This is a genomic window from Micromonospora sp. LZ34 (assembly GCF_052981855.1).
Window position 1 is genome coordinate 16,088 of the sequence record NZ_JBRIQN010000005.1, and the last position, 12,278, is coordinate 28,365.

Genomic DNA, 12,278 nt, shown 5'->3' on the forward strand with positions numbered 1-12,278 from the left:
GTCGGTCAGGCCGGCGTGAGGCCGGCCAGCAGCGCCGCCTCCCGGGCCGGGTCGAGCCCCACCTTCGCCCGCTGCGGCCGCCCGGCCCGCGGCGGCACCGTGCCCACCCGGCGCAGCCAGGCCCAGGTGTCGGCGACCGTCTCGGCGGCCGGGCGGCAGGTCAGCCCCGCCGCGTACGCCCGGCTGACGTCGCGCTCCTGCAACCAGCGGTACTCGTGCCCGAGCGGGATCCAGATCGGCAGGTCGTTCCAGGGCACCACGCCCGCGGCCAGGATCGGTTCCGGGTCGACCCAGCGCAGCCGGGCGTCCGAACCGGTGGCCGCGACGCACACGTCGAGCAGCTCGCCCATCGTGGTGTGCCCGGTGCGACCGACCACGTTGAAGGTGCCGCCGAGCCGGTCGGCGCCCCGGTCCAGCAGCCAACCGGCCAGGTCCCGCGCGTCGACGTACTGCAGCGGAAGGTCGGCCGGGCCGGGCGCGAGCACCTCCCCGCCGCGGGCGATCCGCTCCAGCCACCAGGGCAGCCGGCCGATGTCCTCCCCCGGCCCGAGGATCAGCCCGGCCCGGGCGATCAGCGCCGCCTCGCCGTACACCTGCCGCACGGCCCGCTCGGCGCCGGCCTTGAGGTGCGGGTAGTCGCCGTCGGTGGCGTCCGGGTCGGCGTCCACCACCGGCGCGTCCTCCGCGGAGCCCGGCTGGACCGGCTCGGCGTAGACCGACCCGCTGGAGACGTAGGCGTAGTGCCCGACCCGGCCGTGCAGCGCCCGCGCCGCGTCGCCCGCCGCCCGGGGCGCGCCGTCCCAGGTGTCCACCACCAGGTCCCACTCGCCGCCGGCCAGCGCGGCCAGCCCGTCCGGCGCCGTCCGGTCACCCCGCAGCCGGTGTACGCCCGGCGGCGTGCTCCCGTGCAGCCCCCGGTTGAGCACCGTCACCGACCAGCCCCGGCGGGCCGCCTCGGCGACCGTCGCCCCGCCCACGAAACCCGTACCACCCAGCACCAGCAGTCTCATGCGCTCCACTGTGCCGCCTCGCGGCGGCGCCCCGGCCCGATGTTCACGGTGAGCGGATCTGCTGACAGCAGAAGCCGCCCGGAGTGCCGGCGCCTCCTGCTGCCGGCCTCCTGCGGTCGGAGGAGGCGCGGCCGGTGGCAGGAGCTCGGTCCGGCCGCGCGGCAGGAGGTGCCGGCCATCGGCCACGACGATCGTCGAAGGCATGACGACCTCACTGCGCACCGCCTGGCGGGGCAGCCCCGCCCTGACCCTCCTCGCCGCCCTGATGGCCGGGCTGCTCCTGGTCAGCGCCGTCGGCCTGGTGGTCGACGGCCGTACCCTCGGCGGGCAGCCGATATGGCTGAAGCCCGCGAAGTTCGCCGCCTCGTTCGTGCTCTACGGGCTCACCCTGGCCTGGCTGATGGCGCACCTGCGGCGCGGCCGGCGCACCGCCCGCTGGACGTCGTACGCCGTCGTCGCCACCGCCGTCCTGGAGGTCGGCATCATCGTCACCCAGGCCGCCCGTGGCCGGGCCAGCCACTTCAACGAGGCCACCCCGTTCGACGAGGCGATGTGGCGAGCCATGGGCAGCTTCATCGCCGTGCTGTGGCTGGGCACCGCGATCCTGACCGTCCTGCTCTGGCGGGACGGCATGCCGGACCGGGCCGGCACCTGGGCGGTGCGGCTCGGCATGGTGGTGCTGCTGGTCGGCCTGCTGCAGGGCCTCACCATGGTGGTGCCGACCGAGGCGCAACTGGCCCTCGACGAGCGGGGACTGGGCACCACCATGGGCGCGCACGCGGTCGGGGTGCCCGACGGTGGGCCGGGCATGCCGCTGACCGGCTGGAGCACCACCGGCGGCGACCTGCGGGTCGGGCACTTCGTCGGCATCCACGGCCTGCAGGCGGTGCTGCTGTTCGCGATGCTGCTGCCCGGGCTGGTCCGGGACGCGGCGCGGCGCGCCCGCCTGGTGTTCGTCTTCGCGTTCGCCTGGACCGGGCTGCTGGTGCTGGTGACCTGGCAGGCGCTGCGCGGCCAGCCGCTCACCGCCCCGGACGCCACCACCCTCGCCGTGGTCGCCGCGCTGGTGCTGACCACGGCGGTCGCCGCGACGGCCTCCTGGCTGCTTCCCGTCCGGTCCGCCGCGCTACTGCCCGTCCGGCCCGCTGCGTAGGATGCCGGCATGCTCTGGGTGGAGCGGCTGTTCGAGGAGCGGTACACGGCGGTCAGGCTCACCCTGGTGAGCCTGACCGGGGTCGGCTACCTCGTGCTGACCCCGGACGGCGCCGCCCTGAGCCCGCTGGACCGGGGGCTCGCGGTGGGCGTCCTGCTCTTCGGCTACGTCGGGATCTGGTCCCCGTTCACCGTCGTCTGTGGAGTGTCCGCGGCGTTCGCGGTGGGCTACCTGTTCGGCGCCGACAACGACGCCGTCCCCGCGGTCGCGCTGGCCTGGGCGATGTTCGAGCTGGGCGCCCGGCGCTCCGGCTGGCAGGTGTGGACCGGGCTGGCCGTCGGCGTCGCCGGCAGCATGCTCTCCGACTACGACGAACTCGTCGACATCGCGCTCACCGTGGTCTACGCCGCGGCCGCCGGGGTGGCGGCGCCGCTGCTGCTCGGCATGCACGTGCGGGCCCTCGGCGAGCTGAACCGGCAGGCCGCCGACCGCGCCCGGCACGAGGTGTCCCGGGTACGCGCCGAGGAACGCACGGCCATCGCCCGGGAACTGCACGACCTGGTGGCCCACCACGTGGCCTCGATCGTGCTGCGGGTGGCGGTGGCCCGCAACGTGCTGCCGCTGGACGACCCGCGCGTGCGGGAGGTGCTCGACGACGTGCACGCCACCGGTTCCGGGGCGCTGACCGACCTGCGCCGGCTGGTGGCCGTGCTACGCGACCCCGGCGCCACCCGGGACGCCGCCTTCGTCGACCCGGAGGGGCTGCCGGTCGCCCTGCGTACCGCGGTGGACCGCAGCCACCGGATCGGCCTGGACGTGCAGGCGGAGATCGACCCCGACGTGGTCCGGTTGGACTCCCGCACCGCGCTGGCCGTGCTGCGGCTGACCCAGGAGGGACTGGCCAACGTGGCCAAGCACGCCGGCCCGGCGGCCCGGGCGCGCCTGTCGATCCAGGTCGACGACGATCGGGTCGAGTTCGACCTGCACGATTTCGGCGGCCCGACCGGGAGCCCGTCGGGCGGGCCGGCCGGGCACGGGCTGGTCGGCCTGCGCGAGCGGGTGGAGGTCCTCGGCGGCCGGCTGGACGCCGGCCCGGCCGGCGCCGGCTGGCGGCTGACCGCGCGAGTGCCCACCGGAGCCGCGGCATGATCCGGGTGCTGCTCGTCGACGACCAGCAACTGGTCCGCGCCGGCCTGCGGATGCTCTGCGGCTCCGTGCCGGACATGGAGGTGGTCGGCGAGGCGGCCGACGGGGCGGCCGCGGTCCGGCTCGCCGAGCAGTTGCGCCCGGACGTGGTGCTGATGGACCTGCGGATGCCCGGTGTCGACGGCACCGCGGCCACCGCGCGGATCCTGGCGCACCGGCCCTCGATCCGGGTGGTCGTGCTGACCACCTTCGACGACGACGACCACCTCTACCCGGCGCTGGCCGCGGGCGCCTGCGGCTTCCTGGTCAAGGACAGCAGCCCGGCCGAGCTGCTGGACGGGGTGCGGCGGGCGGCCGGCGGGGACAGCCCGTTCAGCCAAACCGTGCTGCGCCGCCTGGTCGAGCAGGCGGTCCGCACCCAGCCGAACCGGTCCCCGGTGGTCGCGCCGGCGGGCGTCACCGACCGCGAGCGCGAGGTGCTCGCGCTGGTCGGTCAGGGGCTCTCCAACCCGGAGATCGCCGCCCGGCTGCACCTCGGCGTCACCACCGTGAAGACCCACGTGGCGAACCTGATGACCAAGACCGGCAGCGCCAACCGGGTGCAGCTCGCCGTCTACGCCGCGACCGGCGGGCAACCCGGCTGACCGGTCCGCGGCTCGATGGTGGGCGATACTGGGTTTGAACCAGTGACCTCTTCCGTGTCAAGGAAGCGCGCTCCCACTGCGCCAATCGCCCCTGGTGACCACCCGGCGGCAGTGTCGGGGTGGATCGAGCGGACGACGGGATTCGAACCCGCGACCCTCACCTTGGCAAGGTGATGCGCTACCAGCTGCGCTACGTCCGCGTGCCGCCGGCGGTCCCGGCGACGGGCTGAACTCTACCCGATGACAAGATCCGCCGGTCCGTCGGCCCACCCCCGGCCCGGCCGCCCGGCCGGGCCACGGCATGGTTGCGCTGGTCAGCGCCGGGGTACTGAAGACCCTCGACAGCACACCACATTCCCTGACAAGGAGGCTGTCGTGGGTATCGGCACCAGCATCTTCCTGATCGCGGTCGGCGCGATCCTCACCTTCGCGCTGGACGCGAGCGTCGGCGGCATCGACCTCGACGTGGTCGGCTGGATCCTGATGGCGGCCGGCGTCCTCGGGCTCATCATGACCACGCTCATCTGGGGCCGGCGCCGCCAGGTGGTCAGCACCACCGAGCCCGTCGAGCCCGTGGAGTACCGGCGGGTCGAGGAGCGCCGGGACATCGCCCCGCCGCTCTGACCGGCGTCGGCGCGGCCGACGGAGCTGGACGGTCGCGGCGGTGACGTGCCGGCCACCACCCCGGTGGCCGGCACGTCACCGTGCGCCGGTCAGCCCATCAGGGCGTTCAGCGTGCCGTAGTCGAGCCCGTCGGCGAGCGCCCCGTACGTCCCCGCGCCGAGCGCCTCGTCGGTGGCCCGCCGGGCCACCGCGTACGCCGCCTGGGCGACGGACGACCCGAGGCTGACCCGGGCGACCCCCAGCCGGGCCAGCTCCGCCACCGCCGGGGCGCCCGGCCCGGCCATCACGTTGACCGGCGCGGACAGGCCGGTGACCAGGGCCCGGATGGTGTCCGGGTCGACCACGCCCGGCACGAACACCCCGTCCGCGCCGGCGGCCAGGTACGCCTTCGCCCGCACCACGGTCGCCTCGGCCCCCTCGACGGCGCGCAGGAAGGTGTCCGTGCGGGCGTTGACGAACACCGGCACGCCGGCGGCGTCCGCGGCCGCCCGCACCGCGGCGATCCGGGCGCACTGGTCGTCCACGTCGCGCAGGACCGGCCCGCCGTCGTACCGGGCGTCCTCGATGTTCACCCCCACCGCGCCGGCGGCGATCACCGCCCGGGCGGTCTCGCCGACCTCCGCCGGGTTCGCCCCGTAGCCGGACTCGATGTCCGCGGAGACCGGCACCGGCACCGCGGCGACGAGCCGGCGCACCAGGTCGACGGCCGCCTCGCGGCCGAGGGCGTCGCCGTCCGGGGCACCGAGGCTCCAGGCGACGCCGGCGCTGGTGGTGGCCACCGCGCGGGCGCCGGCGGCGGCCACGATCCGGGCGCTCGCCACGTCCCAGGCGTTGACCAGGACCAGGGGCGACCCGGCGGTGTGCAGGGAACGGAACAGTTCTGCTCGGCTGTGTTGATCGCTCACCCGGCCAGTCTGGGCGGGTCCACCCGCCGGCAGTATCGTTTCAGTCCCAGCTGAATCCAACGGGGGGTGCCGTGGTCGCCATCGGCCTGTCGGCGGGCGGGGTCGCCCGGATCCGCTTCGCCGTCTCCTGCCTGTGGGAGGTGGCCGCCGGCGTCCGGGTGCTGCGCGCGCCGGGCCGTCACGCCGTGCATCTGCCCTGGGTGCGCCGGGTCCGGCCGCGCCTGGCCGAGGCCGGGCTGGTCGGGTCGGACGGCGGGCTGCTCTGGCAGCTGATCCCGGCCGCCCCCGGCTACTTCCCCGACTTCCTCACTCCGCCACCGGCCGGGCTCAACCCCGACCTGGCCGCCGAGCTGGCGGCGCTGCGGGCCACCCCCGCCGCGACCGTACGGGCGCAGCTCGACCTCTGCCCCGGCGACCGGCCGCCCGCGGTGGCCGCCCTGTACGCCGACCCGGAGGCGGGCCTGCGCCGGCTGGCCGGGGAGATCGAGGCGTACTGGCGGACCGGGGTGGCCGCCGACTGGCCCCGGATCCGGGTGCTGCTCGACGCGGAGGTGTTCGCCCGGGCCCGCCGGCTGGCCGAGGACGGCGCCGCCGCGCTCCTCAACGACCTGCACGAGTGGGTCCGCTGGGAGGACGGCACGCTCCGCATCGACCAGCGGCACTGCACCGCGCCCGACGTGCCCGCCGGCGGCGCCCTCGTGCTGATCCCGTCGGTCTTCGTCTGGCCGTCGGTGCTCAGCGTCGCCGCCGGGGACGCCCCGCAGCTCGGCTACCCGGCCCGCGGCGTCGGCACGCTCTGGGAGAGCCCGGCCGCCACCCCCGCGGCGCTGGCAACCGTGCTCGGGGCGGGGCGGGCCCGGTTGCTGGCCGAGCTGGCGGCGCCGACCTCCGGCAACGAGCTGGCCCGCCGCACCGGAATGTCCCCGGCCGGCGTGTCGCAGCACCTCACCGCGCTGCGCGCGGCCGGGCTGGTGGCCACCCACCGGCAGGGCCGGACGCTGCTCAGCGTCCGCACCGAGGTCGCCGAGGCGCTGCTCGCCGCCGCGGGCTGACCGTCGCCCGCAATGCGGGCCGCCCGGCCCGACGTGCTGCGGGCGCTGGCCCACGAGTGGGAGCATCCGGGGAAACCGAACGGCTCGTTACCGGATGTCCGGTAACGAGCCGTTCGATGTACTGACTTACCTGGTGGGCGATACTGGGTTTGAACCAGTGACCTCTTCCGTGTCAAGGAAGCGCGCTCCCACTGCGCCAATCGCCCGCGTCTGTGTCGAGGTGGGGACGGGATTTGAACCCGCGTACACGGCTTTGCAGGCCGTTGCCTCGCCTCTCGGCCACCCCACCGAGGTTGCCCCCGTCATGCGTGGCGGCAGCTCCGAGCGGACGACGGGATTCGAACCCGCGACCCTCACCTTGGCAAGGTGATGCGCTACCAGCTGCGCTACGTCCGCGTGCCCCCGGCATTACCCGGTGACGGATGAGAACTTTAGCCGAGCCGGCGAACGGTTGCCAACTCGGGGGGCGACTCGGCGCGTCCGTGTCCGCGGGCACGCACCCCCGGGCTTCCTAGGAGGGTCGCCGGGCCCGGGCGACCGGCGAGCGTCGATCTTGACGACGAACTGACAGGCGACGATACGTGATTCACGTTTCCGCAGGTCAGGAACTGTCTGGCATCTGACTTTAGGGGCGCGGCAGGCCGTTTCGGTAACGGACTGTGTTCGGACAGATGGGCTACGGTAACGGACGTGACGAGACGTGCGGCCGAGATCCGCCTGGATGCCCTGCTGCGCACCGCCTGTGAGGTGATCGTCGAACGCGGCCTGGCCAACACCCGCACGGCCGACGTGGCACAGGCCGCCGGGGTGAGTCAGGCCTTGGTCTTCTACCACTTCGCCACCAAGGAGCGACTGCTCTCGCAGGCGTTCGCGTACGCCGTCGAGCAGGACCTGGCCCGGCTGGGCGCGGTGGTCCGGTCCAGCGCCCCGCCACTGACCAAGCTGCGGCGGATCCTCAAGCTCTACACCCCGGCCGGGCGGACCATCTCCTGGGCGATGTGGATCGACGGCTGGGCCGAGTCGCTGCGCACCCCCGAGCTGGAGAAGATCTCTCGCCGGCTCGACCTGCGCTGGCGGGAGGATCTCGCCACGGTGATCTCCGACGGGGTCCGCGACGGCACCTTCGAGTGCGCCGACCCGGCCGGTGCGGCGTGGCGGATCAGCGCGCTGATGGACGGGCTGGCGGTGCAGCTCGCGGTGCACGACCGGGTGATCTCCCGCCGCCAGTTCGCCGAGTGGGTCCGCCTGGTGACCGCCCGGGAACTCGGCCTCGACCCGGCCGAGCTGGACTGACCCCGGCCGGGGTCGGCCGGCCCGGCCCGGGAAGCTGGACCGACGCCCCCCCCGATCCGGTCGAAGGGGGCGGGACCGCTCAGCGGGCGTACCGCCCGGAGCCGGCCGCGGCCCGCCGGCGCTGGCGCTCCCGCAGCCGGGGCAGTGCCGGCCGGTGGACGTTGGCCCGCTCGATGTCGCCGCCGTAGTGCTCGACCACCCGGTGATCCATCATCCGCCGCCACAGCGGTGGCACCAGCGCCGCGACCACCATGGTGGCGTAGCCGGCGGGCAGCTGCGGCGAGGAGTCGAAGCTGCGCAGCGTCTGGTAGCGGCGCAGCGGGTTGGCGTGGTGGTCGCTGTGCCGCTGGAGCTGGAAGAGGAAGACGTTGGTGACCACCCGGTCGCTGTTCCAGCTGTGCCGCGGGTCGACCTTCTCGTACCGGCCGGCCGCGGTGCGCCACCGGGCCAGCCCGTAGTGCTCCAGGTAGTTGACCGCCTCCAGCAGGGAGAACCCGACCACCGCCTGGAGCAGCAGGAAGGGCAGCACCCCGGGGCCGAACGCGACGACCAGCGCCACGAACAGCGCGACCGTCATCGCCCAGGCGTTGAGCACCTCGTTGCGCCAGGTCCACCGGGAGCGGCCGCGGATGGCGAACCGGCCGGTCTCCAGCCGCCAGGCCGAGCGCAGACTCCCGGCGACGGTACGCGGCCAGAACGCCCAGAAGCTCTCCCCCAGCCGGGAGCTGGCCGGGTCCTCCGGGGTGGCCACCCGGACGTGGTGGCCGCGGTTGTGCTCGACGTGGAAGTGTCCGTACCCGGTCGGCGCGAGGGCCACCTTGGACAGCCAGCGCTCCAGCCGTTCCCGCTTGTGGCCCAGCTCGTGCGCGGTGTTGATGGCGATGCCGTTCACCACCCCGACGGTGAGCACCAGGCCCGCCGCGCCGAACGGGGACAGCCCGCCGCGGGCCCACACCGCGCAGCACAGCACCAGGGCGGCGTACTGGGCCGGCAGGTAGAGGTAGGTCAGCCAGCGGTAGTAGCCGTCCGCCGCCAACTGCGGCACCGCCGCCTCCGGCGGGTTGCTCCGGTCGTCGCCGATCAGCAGGTCGACGATCGGGATCAACCCGAAGACGATCGCCGGGGTGAGCCACCAGGCCCAGCCACCGTCGGTGCCCCGCCACGTCGCGTAGCCCAGGAAGGGCAGCGCCGGGACGAGCAGCGTCAGCGGCCAGAACGGCCGGCGCGGGTCGCGCCAGCGGGTGGGAGGGACGGTCGCGGGAGCACCGGTCGCCATGGTCGACCTCCGATCCGGGGACTGCCCCGACCCTGGCACCCGAGCCAACCCTTTACAAGACCTGTCCTTTTGTAAAGAGGCTGACCGCGAAAACGGACAGTGGCGGACCTTGTCCCCACCGCGACCGGCTGGTATCCACAGATGCGCATGCTTCACCGCGCTGCACCGGTCGGCGAAGGGCCGGCCATCCCGCTCCCACGAGGAGGACCCGTGCCACAACCGGAGTGGACACCCTGGATGAGCCGGCGCCGACGCCGGCTCATCCCCGTTCTGGCGGCGACCGCGGTGGTCGCCGCCCTGCTTCCCGCCGGCCCCGGCGCCGCCGCGCCCACCGGCGGCGGCGCCACCACGGAACGGCGCTCCGGCCCGTTCGCCGAGGGCCATCAGCACGCCGACGTCGACAACCGCGCCGGCACCGCCGCCCCGGACGCCCGCCAGCGCGGGCTGGCCCGCAAGGCCGACCCGGACGTGCGGTGGAACCGGCTCGGCACCCCGCACGCGCTCGGCCCCGGCCGCGCCCCGCTCGCCACCGGCCTGCCGGCCGACCCGGAGGCGGCCGCCCGCGCCTACCTGACCGGCAACCAGGACCTCTTCGGCCTCGACGCCGCCGAGGTGGCCGCGATGGACCGGGTGCTGGTCCGCCCGATCGGCACCGGCGCGGTGGTCACCCTGCGGCAGCGCTTCGGCGACCTGCCGGCCGGGCACGACGGCCTGGTCACCCTCGCCGTCGCCGACGGCACGGTGCTGTCGGTGAGCTCCTCGCTGGCCCGCGACGCCGCGGCCCCGGCGCCGGCCACCCTCACCCGGGAGCAGGCGTACGCGGCCGCGCTCGCCGACGCCGGCCTGGACGCGGCCGGGGTACGCAGCCACAGCGTGCAGCGGGTCGCCGTGCCCACCCCGCTGGACGGGGCCCGGGACGCGTACGAGGTGACCCTGATCGGCGCCGACACCGACCACCCGACGGCGTACACCAGCTACGTCGACGGGATCACCGGCCAGGTGCTGGTCCGCGAGGACCTGGTCGACTACGACTCCGACAACCCGAGCTGGGCGGTCTTCCCCGCCACCCCGCCCCGCGACCTCGGCCCCGGGGTGGACCCGCGGGTGCGCTGGTGCGGCGACCCGGCGCCGGAGTGCCAGGCGGCCTTCCGCGACCCGGCCACCGGGCAGCCGTGGGACGTCGACGCGGCCACCGGCACGCCGACCGGCACCTCGCGCGGCAACTCGGCCAACACGGTGCGCTCCTGGGGCGCCGGCACTCCGGTCGTCCCGGCCACGCCGAGCCCGGAGCGCCGTTACGAGTACCCGTTCACCGACCAGTGGCACCAGGCCCGGTGCAACCCCGAGGTGTTCACCTCCGCCCAGCGCAACGACGACGACGCGGCGATCAGCAACCTCTTCGCCATGCACAACCGGATGCACGACTGGGCCTGGCACCTCGGCTTCACCGAGGCGACCTGGAACCTCCAGGCGGTCAACCTGACCCCGGACGGCCTGGGCGGGGACGCCGAGCAGGGCCGCGCCCAGCAGGGCGCGCTGAGCGGCAACCGGAACAACGCCAACCAGGGCACGCCGCGCGACGGCCTGCCACCGACCACCAACATGTACCTGTGGCAGCCGCAGGCCGGCGGGCCGTACCCGCCCTGCGTCGACGGCGACTACGACATGACGGTGATCGGGCACGAGTACACCCACGCCATTACCAACCGCATGATCGCCGGCCCGAACAGCGGCATCGGCGGGCACCAGGGCGGTTCGATGGGTGAGTCGTGGAGCGACCTGCTCGCCGCGGAGTACCTGTTCCAGCACGGGCTGCGCGCTCCGGGCGAGACGCCGTACATCACCGGCGGGTACGTCACCGGCAACCTGGTCAGCGGCATCCGCAACCACGACTTCAGCCGCAGCCCGCTGAACTACTCCGACGTCGGCTACAACACCGGCGGCCCGGCGGTGCACGCGGACGGCGAGATCTGGAGCGCGACCAACTTCCGGGTCCGCGCCGCCCTGCTGAAGCGGTACGGCGTCGGCACGCCGCAGCGGCAACTGGACTGCGCGCGCGGCGTGGTGCCGGTCGAGCAGTGCCCGGGCAACCGGCGCTGGTCGCAGCTGGTCTTCGACTCGTTCCTGCTGCAGGCCGCCAGCCAGGTGAGCATGCTCGACATGCGGGACAACATGCTCACCGCCGACCTGCTCCGCTTCGGCGGCGCCAACCAGGACCTGATCTGGGCCGAGTTCGCCCGCTCCGGGATGGGTCGGGACGCGGCCACCGACGGCGCCTCCGACACCGACCCGACGCCGAGCTTCGCCGCGCCGAACGCCGACAACGCGCTGCTCACCCTCCGGCCGAAGGGCGACAGCGCCGACGCGCCGATCCGGGTGTACGTCGGGGCGTACGAGGCGCGGGCGGTGCCGGTGGCCGACACCGACCCGGCCACCGCGCTGCCGGACACCGTCGAGCTGGTGCCCGGCAGCTACCAACTGCTCGCCGTCGCGCCCGGCTTCGGCCACCAGCGACTGACCGTGGTCGCCAAGGCTGGCCAGGAGGGGTACGTCGACCTGCGGATGAGCCGCAACCTGGCGTCCATCGCGTCCGGCGCGACGGTCACCGGGGACGGGGTCAACCTGGACCGGATCGCCGACGACACCGAGGCGACCAACTGGGCTTCCCTGGACGGGGTGGCCGGGCGGCAGGTCACCGTGGCGCTGCCCGGGGACGCGCCGCAGGTGGTGAAGCGGGTCAACGTCAGCGCCATGCTGCGCCCGGCGATCACCGACGACGCCGACCCGGGCAGCCAGAACGCGCTCAGCGCGCTGCGGTCGTTCGCGGTCTCGGCGTGCAACGCGAAGACCACCGACTGCGCGGATCCGGCGAACTGGCAGCGGATCTACACCAGCGCGGCGGACGCGTTCCCGGGCGGGGCGTACCGGGCGTACGTGCGGGACATCAACCTGCGCGAGTTCCCGGTGCCCACCACGCTCGCCACCCACCTGCGACTGGAGGTGCTGGCCAGCCAGTGCACCGGCGGCCCGAACTACGCCGGTGAGCAGGACGACGATCCGGCCACGACCACCGACTGCGCGACCGCCAGCCCGGCGCGCACCCAGGTGCGGATCGCCGAGTTCCAGGCGTTCTCGCAGTGACGGGTCCCGGGGCCGGCCGACGTATGCCGGCCGG

General features: G+C 74.7%; 10 protein-coding genes and 5 tRNA genes. 7 read left to right on the plus strand and 8 right to left on the minus strand.

Translation table 11 applies throughout. From position 1 onward, the window contains the following. Positions 1–5: 5 nt before the first annotated feature. Positions 6–1,010: an NAD-dependent epimerase/dehydratase family protein gene (locus tag ACVCAH_RS07730; protein WP_447135361.1), complete on the minus strand. Its 1,005-nt coding sequence runs from the start codon at positions 1,008–1,010 to the stop codon at positions 6–8. 202 nt (positions 1,011–1,212) lie between these two features. On the opposite strand from ACVCAH_RS07730, the gene ACVCAH_RS07735 reads away from it, so the two are divergent. The 3 genes from ACVCAH_RS07735 to ACVCAH_RS07745 are packed head-to-tail and all read left to right on the plus strand — an operon-like array spanning position 1,213 to position 3,953. Then, positions 1,213–2,163, plus strand: coding sequence for a hypothetical protein (locus ACVCAH_RS07735; protein ID WP_447135362.1), 951 nt, complete (start codon positions 1,213–1,215; stop codon positions 2,161–2,163). Positions 2,164–2,172: 9 nt separating this feature from the next. Then, positions 2,173–3,312 carry a sensor histidine kinase gene (locus ACVCAH_RS07740; RefSeq protein ID WP_447135363.1) on the plus strand — a complete coding sequence of 380 codons (1,140 nt, stop codon included), beginning with the start codon at positions 2,173–2,175 and terminating at the stop codon, positions 3,310–3,312. Continuing rightward, a complete protein-coding gene (locus ACVCAH_RS07745) occupies positions 3,309–3,953 on the plus strand; it encodes a response regulator (RefSeq protein WP_447135364.1) in 645 nt (214 codons plus the stop codon). Before ACVCAH_RS07740 ends, ACVCAH_RS07745 begins: the two co-directional genes overlap by 4 nt. Positions 3,954–3,969: 16 nt before the next feature. Here ACVCAH_RS07745 and ACVCAH_RS07750 read toward each other — a convergent pair. Together ACVCAH_RS07750 and ACVCAH_RS07755 are read right to left on the minus strand one after the other, a co-directional pair. Next, positions 3,970–4,044, minus strand: a tRNA-Val gene (locus ACVCAH_RS07750). 36 nt (positions 4,045–4,080) lie between these two features. After that, a tRNA-Gly gene (locus tag ACVCAH_RS07755) sits at positions 4,081–4,153 on the minus strand. 175 nt (positions 4,154–4,328) lie between these two features. Here ACVCAH_RS07755 and ACVCAH_RS07760 point away from each other — a divergent pair. Then, complete coding sequence (locus ACVCAH_RS07760) at positions 4,329–4,577, plus strand: DUF6458 family protein (protein ID WP_447135365.1); 249 nt, start codon at positions 4,329–4,331, stop codon at positions 4,575–4,577. An 89-nt stretch (positions 4,578–4,666) separates the two neighbouring features. Here ACVCAH_RS07760 and ACVCAH_RS07765 read toward each other — a convergent pair whose 3' ends face one another. Further along, positions 4,667–5,482: an isocitrate lyase/PEP mutase family protein gene (locus tag ACVCAH_RS07765; RefSeq protein ID WP_447135366.1), complete on the minus strand. Its 816-nt coding sequence runs from the start codon at positions 5,480–5,482 to the stop codon at positions 4,667–4,669. A 71-nt stretch (positions 5,483–5,553) separates the two neighbouring features. Between ACVCAH_RS07765 and ACVCAH_RS07770 the strand changes: the two genes are divergently transcribed. Further along, entirely contained in the window at positions 5,554–6,534 is a 981-nt protein-coding gene (locus ACVCAH_RS07770) for a helix-turn-helix domain-containing protein (RefSeq protein WP_447135367.1), read from the plus strand. Between the two features lie 131 nt (positions 6,535–6,665). Here ACVCAH_RS07770 and ACVCAH_RS07775 read toward each other — a convergent pair. The 3 genes from ACVCAH_RS07775 to ACVCAH_RS07785 all read right to left on the minus strand — a co-directional run bounded on the left by ACVCAH_RS07775 (position 6,666) and on the right by ACVCAH_RS07785 (position 6,930). After that, positions 6,666–6,740: transfer RNA gene (locus ACVCAH_RS07775), tRNA-Val, on the minus strand. Positions 6,741–6,752: 12 nt separating this feature from the next. Then, positions 6,753–6,823, minus strand: a tRNA-Cys gene (locus ACVCAH_RS07780). A 34-nt stretch (positions 6,824–6,857) separates the two neighbouring features. Next, positions 6,858–6,930, minus strand: a tRNA-Gly gene (locus tag ACVCAH_RS07785). Between the two features lie 294 nt (positions 6,931–7,224). On the opposite strand from ACVCAH_RS07785, the gene ACVCAH_RS07790 reads away from it, so the two are divergent. Further along, positions 7,225–7,827 carry a TetR/AcrR family transcriptional regulator gene (locus tag ACVCAH_RS07790; protein WP_447135368.1) on the plus strand — a complete coding sequence of 201 codons (603 nt, stop codon included), beginning with the start codon at positions 7,225–7,227 and terminating at the stop codon, positions 7,825–7,827. A gap of 79 nt (positions 7,828–7,906) precedes the next feature. Here ACVCAH_RS07790 and ACVCAH_RS07795 read toward each other — a convergent pair whose 3' ends face one another. Next, positions 7,907–9,103, minus strand: coding sequence for an alkane 1-monooxygenase (locus ACVCAH_RS07795; RefSeq protein ID WP_447135369.1), 1,197 nt, complete (start codon positions 9,101–9,103; stop codon positions 7,907–7,909). A 210-nt stretch (positions 9,104–9,313) separates the two neighbouring features. Between ACVCAH_RS07795 and ACVCAH_RS07800 the strand changes: the two genes are divergently transcribed. Continuing rightward, positions 9,314–12,244 carry a M36 family metallopeptidase gene (locus tag ACVCAH_RS07800; protein WP_447135370.1) on the plus strand — a complete coding sequence of 977 codons (2,931 nt, stop codon included), beginning with the start codon at positions 9,314–9,316 and terminating at the stop codon, positions 12,242–12,244. Positions 12,245–12,278: the final 34 nt, after the last annotated feature.

What these genes read in the sequence shown, in the direction of transcription:
- ACVCAH_RS07730 (WP_447135361.1), bottom strand. Translation starts at nt 1,010, where the DNA reads ATGAGACTGCTGGTGCTGGGTGGTACGGGTTTCGTGGGCGGGGCGACG.
- ACVCAH_RS07735 (WP_447135362.1), top strand. Translation starts at nt 1,213, where the DNA reads ATGACGACCTCACTGCGCACCGCCTGGCGGGGCAGCCCCGCCCTGACC.
- ACVCAH_RS07740 (WP_447135363.1), top strand. Translation starts at nt 2,173, where the DNA reads ATGCTCTGGGTGGAGCGGCTGTTCGAGGAGCGGTACACGGCGGTCAGG.
- ACVCAH_RS07745 (WP_447135364.1), top strand. Translation starts at nt 3,309, where the DNA reads ATGATCCGGGTGCTGCTCGTCGACGACCAGCAACTGGTCCGCGCCGGC.
- ACVCAH_RS07795 (WP_447135369.1), bottom strand. Translation starts at nt 9,103, where the DNA reads ATGGCGACCGGTGCTCCCGCGACCGTCCCTCCCACCCGCTGGCGCGAC.